At 36.4% G+C, this 18033-nt stretch carries 16 protein-coding genes; 4 read left to right on the top strand and 12 right to left on the bottom strand.

Going from position 1 to position 18033, the window contains the following annotated elements; translation table 11 throughout:
• Positions 1–142: 142 nt before the first annotated feature.
• Positions 143–373, bottom strand: a complete 231-nt coding sequence (locus WBW42_RS11860) for a hypothetical protein (RefSeq protein WP_005068685.1) — start codon at positions 371–373, stop codon at positions 143–145.
• A gap of 262 nt (positions 374–635) precedes the next feature.
• Between WBW42_RS11860 and WBW42_RS11855 the strand changes: the two genes are divergently transcribed.
• The 3 genes from WBW42_RS11855 (at position 636) to WBW42_RS11845 (ending at position 2780) form a co-directional block, all read left to right on the top strand.
• A complete protein-coding gene (locus WBW42_RS11855) occupies positions 636–1358 on the top strand; it encodes a type 1 glutamine amidotransferase (protein ID WP_032055758.1) in 723 nt (240 codons plus the stop codon).
• Positions 1359–1471: 113 nt separating this feature from the next.
• Positions 1472–1987: a hypothetical protein gene (locus WBW42_RS11850; protein ID WP_023187825.1), complete on the top strand. Its 516-nt coding sequence runs from the start codon at positions 1472–1474 to the stop codon at positions 1985–1987.
• A gap of 397 nt (positions 1988–2384) precedes the next feature.
• Positions 2385–2780, top strand: coding sequence for a Fur family transcriptional regulator (locus WBW42_RS11845; protein WP_019767636.1), 396 nt, complete (start codon positions 2385–2387; stop codon positions 2778–2780).
• A gap of 41 nt (positions 2781–2821) precedes the next feature.
• Here the strand turns inward: WBW42_RS11845 and WBW42_RS11840 are convergent, their stop codons facing one another.
• Both WBW42_RS11840 and WBW42_RS11835 read right to left on the bottom strand, forming a co-directional pair.
• A complete protein-coding gene (locus WBW42_RS11840) occupies positions 2822–3505 on the bottom strand; it encodes a Fe2+-dependent dioxygenase (protein ID WP_002163149.1) in 684 nt (227 codons plus the stop codon).
• 94 nt (positions 3506–3599) lie between these two features.
• On the bottom strand, positions 3600–5834 hold the full coding sequence (locus tag WBW42_RS11835) for a TonB-dependent receptor (RefSeq protein WP_019767634.1): 2235 nt from the start codon (positions 5832–5834) through the stop codon (positions 3600–3602).
• Between the two features lie 497 nt (positions 5835–6331).
• Here WBW42_RS11835 and WBW42_RS11830 point away from each other — a divergent pair, with 497 nt between their 5' ends.
• Positions 6332–8521 (top strand): TonB-dependent receptor family protein, encoded by a 2190-nt coding sequence (locus tag WBW42_RS11830; protein ID WP_032055752.1) that lies wholly within the window; start codon positions 6332–6334, stop codon positions 8519–8521.
• 69 nt (positions 8522–8590) lie between these two features.
• Here the strand turns inward: WBW42_RS11830 and WBW42_RS11825 are convergent, their stop codons facing one another.
• From WBW42_RS11825 to WBW42_RS11785, 9 genes are all read right to left on the bottom strand, one after another.
• On the bottom strand, positions 8591–9142 hold the full coding sequence (locus tag WBW42_RS11825; protein ID WP_032055750.1) for a TetR/AcrR family transcriptional regulator: 552 nt from the start codon (positions 9140–9142) through the stop codon (positions 8591–8593).
• A gap of 608 nt (positions 9143–9750) precedes the next feature.
• Positions 9751–10770 (bottom strand): hypothetical protein, encoded by a 1020-nt coding sequence (locus tag WBW42_RS11820; RefSeq protein WP_032055748.1) that lies wholly within the window; start codon positions 10768–10770, stop codon positions 9751–9753.
• Positions 10771–10819: 49 nt separating this feature from the next.
• Entirely contained in the window at positions 10820–11377 is a 558-nt protein-coding gene (locus WBW42_RS11815; protein ID WP_032055746.1) for a chorismate mutase, read from the bottom strand.
• 77 nt (positions 11378–11454) lie between these two features.
• Positions 11455–12138, bottom strand: a complete 684-nt coding sequence (locus tag WBW42_RS11810; protein WP_032055744.1) for an SDR family NAD(P)-dependent oxidoreductase — start codon at positions 12136–12138, stop codon at positions 11455–11457.
• Between the two features lie 9 nt (positions 12139–12147).
• On the bottom strand, positions 12148–12909 hold the full coding sequence (locus WBW42_RS11805; protein WP_032055742.1) for an SDR family NAD(P)-dependent oxidoreductase: 762 nt from the start codon (positions 12907–12909) through the stop codon (positions 12148–12150).
• Positions 12910–12916: 7 nt separating this feature from the next.
• Entirely contained in the window at positions 12917–13603 is a 687-nt protein-coding gene (locus WBW42_RS11800; RefSeq protein WP_014207075.1) for a glutathione S-transferase, read from the bottom strand.
• A gap of 228 nt (positions 13604–13831) precedes the next feature.
• Positions 13832–14851, bottom strand: a complete 1020-nt coding sequence (locus WBW42_RS11795; protein ID WP_032055740.1) for a Csu type fimbrial protein — start codon at positions 14849–14851, stop codon at positions 13832–13834.
• The gene (locus tag WBW42_RS11790; protein ID WP_284106050.1) at positions 14842–17301 is read right to left on the bottom strand and encodes a fimbria/pilus outer membrane usher protein; all 2460 of its coding nucleotides are present in this window, start codon (positions 17299–17301) and stop codon (positions 14842–14844) included. Before WBW42_RS11790 ends, WBW42_RS11795 begins: the two co-directional genes overlap by 10 nt.
• Before the next feature lie 9 nt (positions 17302–17310).
• Positions 17311–18015 carry a fimbrial biogenesis chaperone gene (locus WBW42_RS11785; protein ID WP_032055736.1) on the bottom strand — a complete coding sequence of 235 codons (705 nt, stop codon included), beginning with the start codon at positions 18013–18015 and terminating at the stop codon, positions 17311–17313.
• Positions 18016–18033 lie beyond the last annotated feature (18 nt).

Below are 18033 nucleotides of genomic sequence, written 5' to 3'. Positions count from 1 at the left end.
ACTTATTTTCAATAATTAAAATTTAACAGTTTAGAGTTTAAAAAACCACCCAAAAGGTTGTATTAATCATTAATTATTATGAGTTAACAAAGGTGTGAAGCCACCTTTGCTCTTCCCTTTTTTATTTAATATTTTATTTTCATTAAAAAGGAACTTCATAACGAAAATTTAGATTTGAATTTTCTGATATATTTATATTATAGACATCTCGATCAGTAAAAATCCCGTGTTCAGGTGTTTTAAAACTATTAAAAGCTTTATTCTCTGGAACTATTGGAGGTTTATTTAAATAATTTTCTTGAGAATTATATGGAGATGAAGCACAACCAATCAGCCCAAAACCCAATAAAGATATAACTAAAAATGTCTTCATAAATTTTGTCCACTTTGATAAAAGCTACACAATTTAACAAATTGAAATGCTATTGTCACACCAGAATAATTTAGTTTAACTTAACAATAAATATATCGCATATATTTTAAAAACAAATAATTTCAACTTCGATAAAAACAAATAAAGCTGGCCCATATAAGTTTTCAAAACTGGATGTATTAAAGGCCCTATTCTAATTTTAATATTTCCTTGATTTTTAACCAATGATCTACCTATTAATGTTTAGATTTTAAGGATTGTTATGCGGTTACATTTTATTGTTCATGAAGATTTTGAAGCGCCTGGCGCATATGAAATTTGGGGCAAAATGAATAACTTCAAAATTACCTATTCAAGAGTGTATTTAAATGAAGTTTTGCCAACTTCTGTTGAAGATATTGACTTTCTTATTGTAATGGGTGGCCCACAAAGTCCCGATACTACATTAGATATGTGCCCTCACTTTAATTCATTAGCAGAACAAGCAATCATTAAAAAAGCGATTGAAGCAAATAAAGTGGTTATTGGGGTATGCCTAGGATCTCAATTGATCGGTGAAGCTTTAGGTGCCAAGTTTGAACACAGCCCTGAGCGAGAAATTGGTAAGTTTCCAATTATGCTTACAGAGTATGGAATAACGCATTCTAAGTTTTCTCACTTAGGAAAAATGACCGAAGTTGGCCATTGGCATAACGACATGCCAGGCTTAACTCCCAACGCAAAAATTATTGCTTTTAGCGCAGGGTGCCCAAGACAGATTATTGAATATTCCAAATTAGTTTATGGCCTACAATGTCATATGGAATTAACTTCAGAAGTAGTTGAATTGCTGATTCAACATTCAGAAATCGAGTTAAATGATGCTCATAATTATAAATTTGTGAATACTCGTGAAGAATTATGGAAGCATGACTATCAAAAAATGAATCAAAACCTCTTTATTTTTCTGGATAAATTGAAAGAAGAATATTCAAAACGATCTTAAAAAAATGAGTGTAAAGAGCCTTTTTAAATTGGCTTTTACGCTCCGCTACAGATCTTATTATTTACCAGTTGATCAAGCATACTTGAAGTCAAACCTTCAAAAATCAAATTTTAATGTTACAATACAGTGATTTACTCAATTTCAATTGGACTCCCAAAGAAATGAATAGATTTTTATTAACTTTTTTATCTTTAAATATTGGGCTTTTTTCTTCTTCCACTTTTGCTGAAACAAACACATTTCAAACCAAACAAGAATATAACCGCCCTAGATTTAATCAGCATAAAAGTATGCTTGAAGTAAATTCTAACACTCAGAACTATCAGCTGACTGAACAACAAAATTCATTTAATTCTCCTCATTCTCAAAACGTAGATTTTTTTGAAATTGCAAAACAATATCAAGAAAATGAAGCAAAGCCTTCTTCGTTTACTGATGAAACAGTGAATATGAGCGATCATGAGCGTAGTCTTTACTACATTAGACATCATGATAATGTGGGTATTCAAAGAGAAATTCGTGGCCAACAGTTTAAATCGCTAAAACAACAGCGAGATAAAGGTGTTATTTCTAATCATGTATATAAAGAAAAGGTCTACAAAATCTTAAAACAACCTAACTTTAAATAAATTTGAAGCCCTCTTCGGAGGGCTTTTTAAATGTTACTTTTAGGAATGCCACTTCCTTCATCTTTACAACTCTCAATTCATAGGTATTGCAGCCTCACCTATAACAAAAGTAAATCAATCATGTGAAAAGCTAACAGAGATCATTGAGCAAAATAGAACTCAGGTCATGAGAGTCTAAAAATTTAATGGTATGGTAAATATGAGCTTCTAAAAAAGAATCGACTGCTAACTTTTGTTATTTCTATTAGTATTTTTACTTTTTATCATAATACTTTTTATACCAAATGGTTTACAATTAAGACTAATATCATTCGTTTTCAAATAGATTTTTTTACCTGCTACTAAAAAGCCTTAGTAATCAATTTAAATGTAAAGAAGCCATTAGCAGAGGAACTAAATGGATTATCATCAAGCGTTAATGGAAATGGGTTTATCAGCTACACCTTCGCGAGTTGCTATTTTTCGTTTTCTACATGAGAACGATAAGGGAATAACTGCAGAAGAAATATATCTACTATCTCAAAAGAAAAATTTAAAAATTAGTCTAGCCACGACATATCGTACTTTAGCGGAACTCGAACATAGAAAATTAATTAAAAGAGTTGTTTTAGGTAAAAGTAATAGAGGGATTTATAGACCAGCCTCTAATAAAATTAGTTTAAATCTTATTAATACCAAAACTGGAAAATCTCATCCTTTTGAATATGATGAAAAAGTAGAAGAACTACTAGAATGCTTGTTGAAAAAAATTGATGAAAAAGCGTTAAATATTGAAGTAAATATTTATAAGTAGTCTATAAATAATCTACGCTACTTAATTACTCGCCTTGTTATTTAAACCTCAGCCCACTTACGAATTAAGTTGTGATAAGTATTGGTTAAGTTCAAAACTTCTTTATGATCATCACCTAGTTGCATACGTAAATTTTGAATAGTTTGGTCTAGATTAAATAACATATGTCGCTCTGCATCATCACGAATCATGCTCTGAACCCAGAAAAAAGACGCTATACGACAGCCTGAAGTAATAGCGGTGACTTCGTGTAGACTGGTAGATGGATACAAAATCATATCACCAGCAGGTAATTTAATCTCATGATATCCATACGTATCTTCAATTACGAGTTCCCCACCTTCATACTCTTCTGGCTCACTTAAAAAAACCGTACACGATAAATCTGTTCTTAAACGCTGATTACTACCACGTATGAGCCGTATTGAATTATCTACATGAAAACCAAAAGACTCATGATTTTCATAGCGATTAAATAATGGTGGGATTATATCTAGGGGAATTGCGGCAGATAGAAATAATGGATGTTTTCCTAAAGCATCAAGAATGATATTGCTCAGTTGATGAGTTAGAGGATCTTCTTCAGGCAATTGCTGATTATGTTTTACTGTAGCTGAAAGTGTACCAGCAGTGACTTTTCCATTAACCCATTCTGCTTTGTCCATTTCTTGACGGAAAAACTGGACTTGGTCTTTATTAAGTACATTTGGAATATGGTGAATCACGGCGATACCTTTAAAAATAGCTTTAATTAATAAAATAGCCTCATATTGAGGCTATTTTAGATTACTTATTCAAACTAATAAATTTTTAAACTTATTAGTATTTAAAGTTAACTGATAATACTGCGCTACGGCCTTCTGCTTCAGTTGCATAGTGTGAAGCATATGCTTTAGTAAAGTAACGCTTATCAGAAAGATTATTTAAGTTAAGTTGCAAGTTAACATTCTTGTTAACGTTATAACGAGCCATTGCATCATATCGAACATATGAAGGAACCCATTTTGTATTAGCTGCATCACCATATACTTTGTCAGCATAGAAAGCGCCAGCACCCACAGTAACTTGAGGCAATACTTTATATGTAGTCCATAAAGTTGCAGAGTTTTTAGGTACGTTTGGAAGTTGCTTACCCTTAGCTGCATTTTCTGGATTACATACACCAGCACGACTACAACTTGGCCCTGGATCAGTATTTTCACTATCTAAGTAGGTGTAACCTGCACTCACAGCCCATTTATCAGTGATATTTCCGTTTGCTGAAAGTTCAATACCGTCAACTTTACTATCGCCGCCATTCGTATAAGTGCTTGAGTCAACTTGAATACGTGTATTTTGTTTCTCTGTACGGAAAATGGCAGCAGTTAAATTAAGTTTTTCGTTTAGAACGTTCCACTTTGTACCCAATTCAATGGTTTGGCTTTCTTCTGGTTTAAGGTCCATATAAGCTTGACCGATTGACTCAGAACCATCACCGCCATCAACACCTACAGGGTTAGCAGAAGTTGCATAACTTGCATAAATACTACCATTTTCAGTAGGTTTGAAAGTTACGCCTGCATTGTAAGTAACAAAATCTTTATTACTCTCGATTTTAGCGCCAGTGGCATTTGTCACCTGTTCGGTATCAAACTTATCCCAACGAACACCTAAATCAAGTAACCATTGAGGATTAAACTCAATATTATCTAATAAATAGACAGAAGTATTTTTTGTAGTCGTTGTCGTAGTTGCTTTATTGGCGATACGACCACCTAACCACGCATCTTTAGAATTAGGATTAGTTAATGAAGTACACCATGCATCATTAATAGCACAATCACTATTAAAACCGCCCGTTGTAGAACCTGCATACCCCGGATATGTTGTCGTGTAGCTACCTTTATCTGACTCTTGATCACTGTATTCTGCACCGACATTAAAGCTATGCTTGATAGCTCCAGTATTAAACTTACCTCTTAAAGATAATTGATCGGTGAAAATATCAGTGTCAGTAATTCGAGAATTAATACGACGCCAAACTTTACCGTTTGCTACATTACCTTTTGAATCATCTGGCTGAGTCCAAAGGTAATCATTTTTTGATTTGCTGTAGAGTACGGTGTTAGCAAGAGTAAGATTTTCATTTAAATCATGCTCTACTTTAAAAGTACCAATATGATTTTCTTGTTTTTGGAAATCACGACCTTTTAAACCATAGTAAATACCTTGTTTAACATCAACAGGCTTACCAACAGTTGCCTTTTTAGCCGTATCGTAATTATATGGAACACCTGAATCTGGAGTGTCATCAGATCTTAAGTAGTAATAACTTAAAGTTGCACGTGTTGGTGTATCCAATCCAAATGTAATACTAGGTGCGATACCTACACGCTTGTATTCAGCGCCATCGCTTTGACCCGCTTTTTCATTTTTATGCCCCATAAGAACAACGCGACCAGCAGTACCATTACCGAAGTCTTTATTACCATCTAATGTGATACGTTGATAATTATCGGTACCTGCTTGTACAGAGCCTTCTAAAAAGTCACCTTTTTTAGCAACTTTAGAAATCATATTGATGCTACCGCCAACAGAACCTGCACCACCCATAGAAGAAGCAGACCCCTTAGTCACTTCAACTTGCTCGATAGCAAACATTTCACGGTTTTGTGATGATGAGTTACGAATACCATCAACGTACATCGAACTTTCTGAATTGTAACCACGAATAAATGGTCGATCCCCATTCGGGTTACCGCCTTCTCCAGCACCTAAGGTAATGCCTGGTACAGTACGAAGTGCGTCACTTAATGTATTTACTTTGATATCTTCAATAAGTTGTTTTGAAATTACTGAAACTGATTTTGGTGTATTTAATAGAGGTGCGACAAATTTAGAGTTAGCCGATTTATCAACTTTAAGGCTCTGTGCAACCTCTGCATCTGCTTGAACATGAATTAATGGAAGCGCTACAGAATTTTCCTGAGCAGCCATTGCAGTTGTAGCTACAATTGATAATGAAGAAGCTATTGCTGATTTAGCAATCTTCTTGCGAGACTTAATAAATTCCATATATATTTTGTGTGTTCATGTAAATATTAGCGCAAATAATAATGATTATTGATTATTAAAACAATAATTTAATATAAAAATCCTATAACAAATGTTCAATAAAAATTAATAATTATTTGATTTTAATTAAAAATATTTATGAAATTATTTTCAATTTCACACAAATAGCCTTTAAAGTCAACTTATTACCTGATTATCTACACTAAGTTTGTAATAGTGTACTTTTGATCTCACCACTACTTTTATACTTACTGTGTCTTTAAATAGAAATTATATGTGGCTGTACATAAGAGGGCTTCGATCTTTTAACAGCCAATGTCTAGCTAGAATCTTATTATCTATATCTAAATCATAGTCAGCTCTTTGAAATTATTATCAAAAGTAACCTTTTAGAAAAAGTTTAAAATTCTTAGAAAAAAACTAAACCGTTTTATAAAATTTTGTTACTTTTTCGCTATAATGATTATAATTATCGTTTAGGATTTCGATACATCAACATGGACCGCTCAACCCCTCTTTCACTACCAAATTTTAGGTTCAAAGTTTCTACACTTAGCTATGCAATCGGAATTGCTTGTACTTATCTCGCACTTCCTGTACATGCTGAAGATACAACTGCTAGTGCTTTACCGACTATTACCATTAAGGCACAAGGTAACTGGTTAGAAGAAGCAAATGCAGAAACTGTTCACAAGCATGCTGGCGCTCGAACTATTATTGACCGTAAGCGTTTAGATGAAACAGCTGCAACTTCAATCCGAGAAGCATTAAAACAAATTCCCGGGGTTCAAGCTCAAGATAGCAGCGGAACAGGTGGTAGTGATGTTTCACTCAATATTGGGGTTCGTGGTCTAGCATCTCGCCTATCACCTCGCTCAACAGTTCTAGTAGACGGCGTTCCACTTTCATTTGCACCTTATGGTCAGCCACAGTTATCTTTAGCTCCTGTTTCAATTGGTAATATTGAGTCAGTTGACGTTGTGCGCGGTGCAGGTTCGGTACGTTTTGGGCCTCAAAACGTAGGCGGAATTATTAACTTTGCGACTCGCTCAATTCCTCAAGATTTTAGCGGAACTGTTAGCCTGACTTCAGAATATGCTTCTGGTACTGACCACGTAAAACTGAGCCCTAATCTATTTGTGGGAGGAACTTTAGATAATGGTTTAGGCCTTGCCCTTCTATATTCAGGGACTAAAGGAAATGGTTATCGAGAAGCTAACAATAAGATTGATATCGATGATGTAATGCTAAAGTCTGCGTATCAATTTAATGATAAAGACTCGGTTGCTTTAAATCTGCATCATTATGAAGGTCGTGGTGAAATGCCAGAGGGTTTAACTCAGGCGCAATATGCTGAAAACCCTTATCAATCTTCTGGTGAAAAGAACTATTTTGCAGGTCGACGTACAGATGTCTCTTTACGTTATAACCATAAAGATGAAAAAAATAACTTCGAGGTTTTGAGTTACTACATCGACTCTTTCCGTACTAGTAATCTTGAGACTACACTAGCGAATGGGCAAAAACGCCTCGATTCTGCTCCACGCGATTATAAAGTCTATGCAATTGAACCGCGTTACTCTCGCATTTATGAACTTGGTAATACTCAAAATGAAGTAACGGTTGGCTATCGCTATTTAAAAGAAGAAAGTTCTGAATTTGCAGGACGTACTGCATCTTATGCAGCAGGTTCATCAGTGCCAGATTTTGCTCCGCGTAGTAGTAGTGAAGGCGGTACTAAAGCACATGCTGTATATATCGACAACCGTATGGAACTCGGCCGTTGGACGATTACACCGGGTGTTCGTTTCGAATCAATTGAAACCCATAATAACTTCACAGGTTATAACAAAGGACAACCTAATACTGTTTATCCAAAAATTGATTCAGACGAATTTTTACCAAGTTTATCCGTGATGTACTCAGCAAATGAAAACTGGAATATATTTGCAAACGCAGGCGTATCGTTCGGTCCACAGCAATACAGTCAATTAGCTCGTCTTGAAGGAACAACCGCAACGGCTACAACCGAAGGCTTACATCCTGAAAAGTCGAACAACTATGAAATTGGCACCAAATATTTGGGCAATGGTTTAAATGCCGAATTTACCGTGTTCTATTTAGACTTTGATAAAGAGCTTTCATTGGTTCGTGATGCTGCTAATAACGGAATCTGGACAGATTTAGGGGCAACCAGCCATAAAGGTGTCGAAACAGGTATTAGCTATGATTTCGGACAATTGTCTGATGCACTGGAAGGCTTAAAAGTATATGGAAACTATACTTTTACCAAAGCAGTGGCTGAAGCTGGTCAATTTAAAGATAAAGACCTACCGTTTTACTCGCGGCATGTCGGTAATGTTGGGTTAGGTTACACAGTAGATAAATGGTCTTTAAATGCCGATATGTTTGCTCAATCTAAGCAGCATTCACCAGATCTTCCAGATAGTAATGTCTATCAAACAGAAGAAACTGCTGATGGTAAATATGGAGATATTCCGGGTTACACCACTTTTGCGCTACGTACCTCTTATGACTTAAGTTCACAAGTTAAAGGTTTAAAAATCGCTGGTGGAATCAAAAACGTCTTTGATAAGCAATATTTTACTCGCTCAACAGACTCTACTGGCGGTAAGTATGTAGGACTGCCACGTACGTTCTATCTACAAACATCTTTTGATTTTTAAAGCTAAACCAAATTGAATAAAAAGCCCTCTTCGGAGGGCTTTTCTTTAAGTATTAAAGTCTTCGCCAATTTAAGTAAGTATCGACATAAAATATTCTAATAACTTATCTCTTTCATCGATCTTATTTGCATTTAAAAGCTGGACCATTGCCCCATCAATCACAAACAAAAACATGTAGGCATCTTCAACTGTAGCGGTAACTTTTACGGTTAAAAGCAACTTATAAATTTCATTTATGAACCATTTTCGATAGTCGCTGACGACCGTATAAGCTGCTGGATAAAGCTTTTCAATTTCAAAAATGGCTTTAAATGGCAAACGATAAAAACCTTCTAAGTTTGCATGTAAAAAGTAAATTTTCTTGAGCTTATCAAACATCATAAGTTCACGGTACGAATAAATAATTGAAAACACCTCATGTTTTAATACATCTATTTGAAAAGTTAAGCTCATCTGAATGAGCCTTTCTTTGGAGTGAAAGTAGTTATAAAAAGTGGCTTTGGGAATTTTGGCTTCCTCAATAATTCGGTCAATCCCAATGTAAAACCCATATTGATTAAACAAATCTCTTGCCGCATGTAGCACGCAAAGTGCTCTAAATGATGCTTCTAAATTTGGCATTTTTATACCGTTTAAAATAATTTTTTGTTGTAAGTAAATGAGATAGAAATGCTGTCACTCTTAAATTGAGCGCTAAAAACAGGCATACAAAAGCGGCACAAAAAGGTGTGCTCGCCTATCTCAGGTTTATTGTTGCTATGATTTTTTAGTCGTAACGATTCTTAAGGTGCAAAAAACCTAGAGCCGATTAAACCGTTTGAAAGACTTTTTAAATGGAATGTATAAAGAGATTTTGGCAGAGATCAATAAAGAAGAAATAGTACGCATAACGGCGGACTCCTTTTGATTTAGAAGAGTCTTACCAATTACTGTCAAATAATGGTGGCAAGACTAGAAGGGTTGACAGACTGGTACAAAAGGAAACCAGCGCACGCAAGCGTGCCCCTCCTAGCCTCACCATAAAGGCGTGACTTAGGAGAACGCACAAAACGAAATAATACGTTGTTGTGCGCCTTTTGTACCAGCTCTGTCAAAAGCTGACTGGCAATGTGGCCAGCAGGCAAAGGATAATCGGAGAGATTTTGGGTGTCAATGTTCTAAACTGAAGAAGTAAGAGTATTGAATATAAAAAAAGCTCTTTAAATAACAAGAGCTTTAAATATTGAAACTTACTTAGTCTCTTTTACATGAAATGACTGTATAAGCCGAGTTAAATTATTTTCTATATTCTGCCAATCAGCTAAATGTATATCACTGTAATGTGCGGTAATACTCATCGGCAGTCCCTTCACATTAAAAGTATGTCTACAATAGTATTGCTGATTTGGTCTAGCATAGTCTTCTAGAATAGCCTGTTCAGGATCTGGTTTACTTAATAAATAAGTACGAGCAAAAGTACTACAACTAATATAAGAAACTATATTTCCACCAGCGTCTTTTTTAAAATAAATCTTATAATGATTATAATCCTCTGTTACATCCTCAGGATATTTCTTTTGCCAATCCTTATAAACAAGAACTTTATAGAACCCGCCTGGTAAATTAGGATCTAGTGATACCACTTCTGTTAAGCCTAATTCTGGAGCTGGTTTAGTTTGTATATATTTAATTAATTTTGGCGTTTCAAAATACTCTTTCGGATGAAACACTGAACTTAAATTTATACCCATCGTAATTTCTGCATCACTGGCATTCACTTTATGATTCTTAGGTATCCAGCTATTTAAGGAAAACCAAATTACATACTTATGAAACTCTTGCCAGTCTTTAGGTATTTCATAATCAGCTCTTACTGATTCAGGATTAAAAATATGTAAATTTTCTAATGTTTTTCCTTTGTACTCAGGTAAAAGAACTTGAAAAAGTTCAGTACATTGAAATCTATCACATAAGGCTTTGCCGCTCTCATACCTTTGCTTTTCTCTGAATTCTAGATCTTTCTTTCGTGAAGATTCAGAAATAGCAGTTGCATCCATAAGATAATTTGCTGGAATATCTAATGTGACTCCATTAGGGTCAAATTCAGATGGCCAAATCTCTCTATACAATGGTGGATGTAAATAATATTCTCTAAATAAAATCTTTTCTTTGTAATTGTGGTATTTGCCATAACCAAAGACTGCAACTAACAAAAGTATCAGTAAATATCTCTTCTTAAGAAGAAAAGATATTGAGGAAGCTTTTTTCATAAAACCTCTCCTGATAACAAATTTAGTGCTTTAATTATCTTAAATAGATTCAGTCTTTTAACTTAATTTTATTTAATGTCATACATAAAGCTTTTTTGTCGGCTTCTTTAAGTTGTGGATGCTGAACAGGCCACATATAACTACAGCCATGAGGCGCTTTGTTATGATTTCTCTTAAGTTCATCGGCGATATTTTTTAAAAGTTCAGTGTTTAAAGAACTAATTTTTAAACGTACTTCTGCTAAATCTTGAGGTTTCCAATTGCTTTCTGGAATCGACAACCAATCAGCCCGATAACGGTATTGAATGGCCTTGGCAACATTCATTTGCGTCACAATAAATGGCTTTACCGTTTCGCTATTTAAGCCAAAAGATTCGGCTTCAGAAAGTGATTGATCCAGAACTTTCTTTTCTTGAGTTAAATCTTCAATAGGTAAATGCTGCTCTGCTTTATAACCTGCGACATCCTTCATATAAGATAAGCGTTCGTTAACTAAACGAGCAGTTTGAGTGTATTGTGAAGCTTGCGCGAGTGGAGGAAAACACATAAAAGCTGCCAAGGTCGACACTACTTGAACCGTTCGCTGAAAACTCTTTATATTCACCATTTAAAACCTACCGAAGTTATTGTTCTGTCGTCATTTCAGATCAGTAATGTATTTTAACAACATGTAAAAGTAAAATTTTAAGATAGGCTGAGTTCTTGGCTCCATGCCGAATCAGGTTGCTGATAGATGTGTTGGCATACTTGTTTGAGAGATGAGGTAAAGTGCTGATTTTGCCCCTCCCATTTTTCAATCATGCAATAACTAACATGAATACCTTTAGGCTGAAACTCTCTGGCTAATGACTGCGATAAAGCTCGAATGCTAGCAAACATGCTTTGGCTTAACACATCGTAATGGGTCGAGTGATTAGAGGGTGCGCCAAGAAAAATAAGGGTGCCCCGCTGTTGTTTAAGCATAGGCTTAATGACAGCTTGAGCGATACTTACTGCACTTAAACCTGCGGTCTGCCAACTGTGTTCAATCTCTTCTAAAGACAAAGCTTCGATATTGGGCGAAGATGAAAAACTCGGCTGAAATACACAGAGTTCAATGGTATGCCCGTGTTTTGAAATATAACGCAATAAGCATTTTAAGTGATCTGCATTCACTAAATTTAAATGTACTGCTGTCACGCCATCATTTATAGAATGAATTTTCATCTTTTGCGTAGTTGAATCATGTATAACCTGATAAAGATGTAATGGAAAATGTGCATTTTTATCTAGAATTACAAAATCACGCTCAATCAGTTGTAGGTCATGACCAGCCACTACAACACAGCCCTGCTTTTTTTGAAATTTTTGGAATATTTTTTTTAGCATTTTAATCTCTCAAAATTTTTCTTGATAAGGGCGTAAATCCAACTCATGTGTCCAGAGCTTCGGTGTTTGTTGGTAAAGCATCCAATAATTTTCTGCAATTGCATCAATATTAAGTCCGCCAGTGCCACGCGTAAGACGAGCTAACCGCCCCAGACCAAATAATGCTTTATTCACTCTATCGCCATCGACCATGCCATCAATAATCACATGAGCAATATGGATGCCTTGTGATTTATAGATTTGGGCTAGATTTAAGGCATAAGCTCTTAAGGCAGATTTTCCCATCGTAAAAGCTGCGAAAAAAGGTTTGCCGCGTAGAGATGCACTCGCTCCAGTAAAAATAAGCGTACCGTGATTTTGATCTTTAAAAATTTTTAGACAGCTTTGAGAAACTAAATAAGCCGATAAAAAAGTGGATTGCCACATTTGAGTAAAAAACGACAATGGACTGCGTAAAAAGATGGAAGGAATATTCCCCCCCACATTATGAATGACAGCAGTAATACGCTCATTTTGACTTGTAATGGTGTCAAACAGGGCTTGTACTTGGTGTATATCTTCTGCATCTAAACGAAACGCTACAGCTTCCCCTGCATTTGCATGGATTTGGGCAGCCACTGCTTCAATTTTCTGGAAAGTACGTCCAGCAACATAGACTTTTAAGCCTTCTTTGGCGAAAAGACGACACACCGCTGCACCAATACCTTGTGATGCCCCGACGCCAATAACAACCGCACAATCTTGTTTTTTATCTAATGTTGCTGATGTCATAGACATTTCACCCTGTTTGTTTTTTATACCATAATGCAATAAACGGACGATTCAAAATTTCTTTACTAAATTTTTTACTGGTGCGGATCACTTCACCGAGTTGAGCAACTACCGCAATGTCTGCAATGGTTTGGCTGTTTCCAACTAACCATTCACTTTGTGACAAAACCTGCTCAATACGGTCGAGATGTCGTATAAATTCTTCTTCAACATTTTCAGCTTTCATACGTCCTAAGCCTTGAAAGAATAGCTGCGTTTTCAACTCGGCTAAAATAAAACCTTTTACCATGGGCTTTTCATAGGCCGGACGACCAATGCTACTAATGCGAATCGCTTCTTCTAAAGCTTCTGAGTCATTTACGCGTAAATAGACTTCATAAAAATAAAGAGATTCATCTGCCCAATCTTCCCAAAGTTCAGCAAGCGCTTTTTGATTTGGATCTTCAGGGTAAAGCCGAGGTGTGTCTGGAAAGGCTTCATCTAGATAGCGCGCGATTCGAGTGCTGTCTTGAATCCTCTGACCGTTATGGTCAATGACAGGTACTTTGCCCACCTTACTTAGTAGAGGAACTTTCGCTCCAAGAATGCCGTTATAGTTAACTGTGTCAAATGGAATTCCTTTAAATTTCAAAACTCTTGAAATTTTTTGACAGAATGGGGAAATTTCCCATTGATGCAAAATAATATTCGACATTTATTCACCTTTATTTTTAATTGCCTTTTATCTAGTTCTTTTTTAGAACTAATCAATAAATATACAGAATGCTTTTTTAAGTCAAACTGTTTTTGATGACGAACAAGTTCCGAAAGCTAAGAATTATTTGATTTTTACTACTTATTTCAGAACCTTTTTCAAGCGATATAATTTGAATTATAGGAAGCTCTGCCTTAAAAAGAACTTCCTATATAATAGATGAGAAAATTAATAAGTCACCGTAACGACAACACTATCAGAATAGACACCAGGTCTACTTGCGATGGCAGCGCCTTGCGGAATCTTTCCATACACAGTAGTCGTTTGAGCACTTCCTGTACCTGTTTTTGAGACTCCCCCTGTTCCCCCAACATTGGTTACGCCTCCCGTGGCATCCCATACCGTACTATAGTTAGAATCTTTATATAGCTGATAGGGAATAAATTCATTATTACTATTGATCATACGCCTAAAGCCTCCAGCAATACGGTTGTTTCCATCCCCTAAATAAATACTATATGGCGTTCCAAAATTACAGGTTGTATTCACTGCCCCTTGCGCTGTGTAATCACGCTTAGTCGTGCCAATATCATTAATATTGCCGAAATCTACAGTTGAGGTTGAGTTTAATTGGCACAGGCTTGGGACCACAAAGTTTGCTGTTAGCAATGTATCGCCTGAATCCCAGCCACCAAGTAAATCACCACATGACAAACCCAAAAGATCCATATCCCAATACAACCGAACCGAAGCCGTATATGTTCCTTGAGGGTATGCAATGAGAGACCCTGTTCGAGCTGGTACTTTTATATTTACCGAGTAGCTCACAATATTATTTGATGCGACTGTTGGTACTGGGCCATACCACACATTGGAGGTTTGGTTGGTGGTAGAGGAACCTGCCCCGCCTACAGTTGCAGTAACCGTATACGGTAATGAAACACTGTTAATTGCATTTGTTGTTCCCGTAAATACGGTTTTCATACACATGAAATTAGAAATCTGGGGAAGTCCTAAATTCGTACAAGTAATTGTTCCTGAAAGATTTACGGTTGCATCACTATTAATATTTGCTGCTGTGTAGGTAAACGTATTATTCGTGGTCCCACTTACCGTACAAGCCGCATGTGCAGGACTAAAAAATGCATAAACGAGATAAAATAAGCAAATGCCTACAAAATATTTTAAAGACAATGGAAAAAACTTATAGCTCTCTATTTGAGCCTTATTCATAATATTTAATGACATATATAAGGTCCCAATTTTTTAGTTGAGTACTGATTACTGTTATAAGTGAAGCCAACTTGGCATGAACCATGATCTAGAAGATCGACTTCAAGTTTGTTTTGCTTCAATAGGTTTGGAATAAATACTTCACCGTCATACCCAACCATCCCATTTTGCTGACCATTAATTCGAACGGTATAACCCGGCTTTAACGGTGAATTTTTTTGATCAACAAGTTTCACTAATCCTGAAATAACCTGATGAGCACCAAAGTCAACCAAAGTTCCTTGACGATAACCCACGACTGTTTTTTGATCTGTAGATTTAACATTCCAATTCAGAGGAAGATACGATGGATCTAAATAAATATGGTTCACTTGATATGGCATGAGACTAGGAATCAGAAATCTTCCAGACTTGTCAGTTTCTCCCAAATTGACCCCACCATTTATAATTTGACTTTGTGGTCCGGCATTCGTGACAACCGCATAGCCGTCTCCAATTTCATTAGCCGCAAAGATACGTCCCGCCGCAGCAACCAATGAACCTGTTGCTGAAAGTGCAACCTGATCGTTGTCGCCAAATCGGTTATAACGTCCCGTCAGGTAAGCTGCTCGTGCTCGGTAAGATGCATAGACCGATGCATTGTTTTCTTTTGCATCCTGATCTCGCTCAACATAGCCACCCCAGCCAAATGAACCAATTTGGGGTTCTGACAAACCGAATATTTCTTGGCGATACCGTAGGCTACCGCTGTCACTAGATACACTCGTGATCGCATTCACTTTACTGGACGGTGTATATCGCAGCGCAAAGTAAATACCATAGTCCTTGTGGTTTTCATAATCTTTATACGCTGATGCATAAAAACCCCAGTTCTTGTCCAGACTTCCACTTAAATTGGTAGACAGTAACTTGTAAGAGTTGTCGCTATATTTGATCTGGTTATAGCCCAGATAAACCCCATAGCCTGCATAAAAGTTATAGTTAATCCCTGCCCTAAAAATCTCATCTGCCAGTGCGCTGTAGTTCAGGTAGTTCTGTGACTCAGGATTAATTTGATTCTCTTTTAAATATCTCACTTGAGACACACGAGCTAGGTCAAAGTAGTTATCAAATACTTTGCGGTAACTGGTGTTAAATGAAATGTTCTTACTGATGCGGCCTTCTAAACCCAGCAAGGCAGAATAACCGTTTTCATCTTTATACTGGCTTGCTGCAATGTCGGCATTGATCACGCCAATACCCAAAACATTCTTGGCAAATCCTGTGCCTAGGTTCGATAACCCATCTGTTGAAGCTTCTGCTCCACCGCTTAAGGTCAGTGAGTTACTGTAGCCGTATCGAATCGCACCTGAGGCAAAGGTGACATCATCATAATCGTTTGAATAGAGTCCATAGTTGTAGCGTGGAACCCCCACATCTACTGAAAACTCATTAATACCTTTTGCCAGAATCTTGGATGAAAAATAGTACGGCTTTTTGGTAATGCTCTGCTGACCCGTTGCATCTGTGGTCACCAGTGTGACTTCATTTCCTGAAATAAACGGAAGCTGTTTAATATCAAAGGGACCTGATGGCACTAGACCTGAATAAATCTTTTGCTGGTTGACGTATAAATCTAGGGTTGAAGGCAATGCTGCCGAGCCAGAGAATTGAGGGAGTGCCGAAGTGACAATATCCCCGCGTTGGCTATAAGCACTCGACCACTGAAAACCGGCCAGACGGACACTGCTTCCCCAATCCGGGCTATTAGAAATAAAGTCCCCTAGGGTATATATCCTGATCTTTTCAGGGTCAACATATTGCCACTTACTTTCTAGGCGCACCCACTTTTCATGGCTATAACTATTTTCATTACTACCGTTATATAAAACGCCTGAAGAAAAGTTACCGATTGCGCTATTAAAGATCCCTTCTGCCGTACCTGAGAAAACATTCTCATCATTGGTTATGGTGTTATACAGACTGTAGTTCAAAATAGCCGCGTTTAAGGGCTTCATCTTTAGCAAATGCGGGCTAGTGACCTGCTGACTACTTAAGTCAACTGAATAACCCGTTAACATGTTCGACGGAACTTTTAAGTTTAAAGACTGCTCATTCTCTAGATATTTAAACTGGATTCCATTTAAATCATTAATACATACCCACTGATTATCTGGGATATGTTCATCCATTTTTAGTCTTAAAGTTTTTAAAGTGCTAGATCGAATATATAGTTTTCCATCCTTAGATTGCTTTACTGCAACCAAATCTTCATTAGCATTTGAGTTAATCGAAACATTTAAAAATAGATGAATGAAATTAAGATCTTGCTCCTGCTCATTCGCTCCTATTTGTGTATATTCACCATTGCTACCTACAGATTTAGGAACACTGGGAACTGCAGTATTCGTATGATCTAGTAACTGTTCGGCAAAAGAATATGCAGGAAAATACGCAACACATAAGACACCTATAATGTATTTCATATAAGCCTCTTAAAGTGTGGTTTTCTTACCATTAACTGTTAGAGATACGCTGTATTTATGATTTGGTTGGTAGGTAAAGTTACTAATCGAGTAACTTTTCGACTTCTCCGCAAGAATATAACCATTCACAGTATTTACTTTAATGGGATAACTTTTATTTGCTGTTGTATCAATAAGCATTAGACTATTTAACAGCGCATGTCGGTTACCTATATTGCTAATATTTAAAGAAGGTGTGTTCTGGTTAACATCAATTTTCCAACTCAGTTTGGTAATCGCATCTTTATTTACTACAAATACAGGTAATGATGAGCGAAGTAATACATTTACTCCCTGAGCTGCTTTACGGCTATCAATTGGTTTGGGTAACTCATCAATAATAATACGATAGGTTTTTTCACCAGAAATAGGTTCTGGGTTAATTCTAACTACACGTAAGTTATAAGAGTCACTAGGTTGTAGTTTTAAAAATGGTGGACTAACTACAATATCATCCGTAGGGATTAGTTGATCTTGCCCAGCATTTTGTCTCCACTCAAATACACGCACCTGCAAATCAGCACTTTCATTTGACTGGTTATATAAACTAATTGAAGCAGCATTTTGATTACTTAATATTTCTACATTTACAGGTGAAAGACGGATTGTTGCGGCGTTAATAGAGCTAGATAAAGATAAGAATAATCCCATAATAATAAAAATATTTTTTTTCATGATTTGCTCAAATATAAC

The organism is Acinetobacter sp. LT1 (assembly GCF_059800965.1).
The sequence above is the reverse complement of the archived record's forward strand: the minus strand, read 5'-3'. Positions and strand labels throughout refer to the sequence as shown.

Excerpts from the sequence above, each read along its gene's own strand:
- WBW42_RS11860 (WP_005068685.1), bottom strand. The coding sequence starts at position 373 with ATGAAGACATTTTTAGTTATATCTTTATTGGGTTTTGGGCTGATTGGT.
- WBW42_RS11855 (WP_032055758.1), top strand. The coding sequence starts at position 636 with ATGCGGTTACATTTTATTGTTCATGAAGATTTTGAAGCGCCTGGCGCA.
- WBW42_RS11850 (WP_023187825.1), top strand. The coding sequence starts at position 1,472 with ATGTTACAATACAGTGATTTACTCAATTTCAATTGGACTCCCAAAGAA.
- WBW42_RS11845 (WP_019767636.1), top strand. The coding sequence starts at position 2,385 with ATGGATTATCATCAAGCGTTAATGGAAATGGGTTTATCAGCTACACCT.
- WBW42_RS11835 (WP_019767634.1), bottom strand. The coding sequence starts at position 5,834 with ATGGAATTTATTAAGTCTCGCAAGAAGATTGCTAAATCAGCAATAGCT.
- WBW42_RS11830 (WP_032055752.1), top strand. The coding sequence starts at position 6,332 with ATGGACCGCTCAACCCCTCTTTCACTACCAAATTTTAGGTTCAAAGTT.
- WBW42_RS11825 (WP_032055750.1), bottom strand. The coding sequence starts at position 9,142 with ATGCCAAATTTAGAAGCATCATTTAGAGCACTTTGCGTGCTACATGCG.
- WBW42_RS11820 (WP_032055748.1), bottom strand. The coding sequence starts at position 10,770 with ATGAAAAAAGCTTCCTCAATATCTTTTCTTCTTAAGAAGAGATATTTA.
- WBW42_RS11815 (WP_032055746.1), bottom strand. The coding sequence starts at position 11,377 with ATGGTGAATATAAAGAGTTTTCAGCGAACGGTTCAAGTAGTGTCGACC.
- WBW42_RS11810 (WP_032055744.1), bottom strand. The coding sequence starts at position 12,138 with ATGCTAAAAAAAATATTCCAAAAATTTCAAAAAAAGCAGGGCTGTGTT.
- WBW42_RS11805 (WP_032055742.1), bottom strand. The coding sequence starts at position 12,909 with ATGACATCAGCAACATTAGATAAAAAACAAGATTGTGCGGTTGTTATT.
- WBW42_RS11800 (WP_014207075.1), bottom strand. The coding sequence starts at position 13,603 with ATGTCGAATATTATTTTGCATCAATGGGAAATTTCCCCATTCTGTCAA.
- WBW42_RS11795 (WP_032055740.1), bottom strand. The coding sequence starts at position 14,851 with ATGTCATTAAATATTATGAATAAGGCTCAAATAGAGAGCTATAAGTTT.
- WBW42_RS11790 (WP_284106050.1), bottom strand. The coding sequence starts at position 17,301 with ATGAAATACATTATAGGTGTCTTATGTGTTGCGTATTTTCCTGCATAT.
- WBW42_RS11785 (WP_032055736.1), bottom strand. The coding sequence starts at position 18,015 with ATGAAAAAAAATATTTTTATTATTATGGGATTATTCTTATCTTTATCT.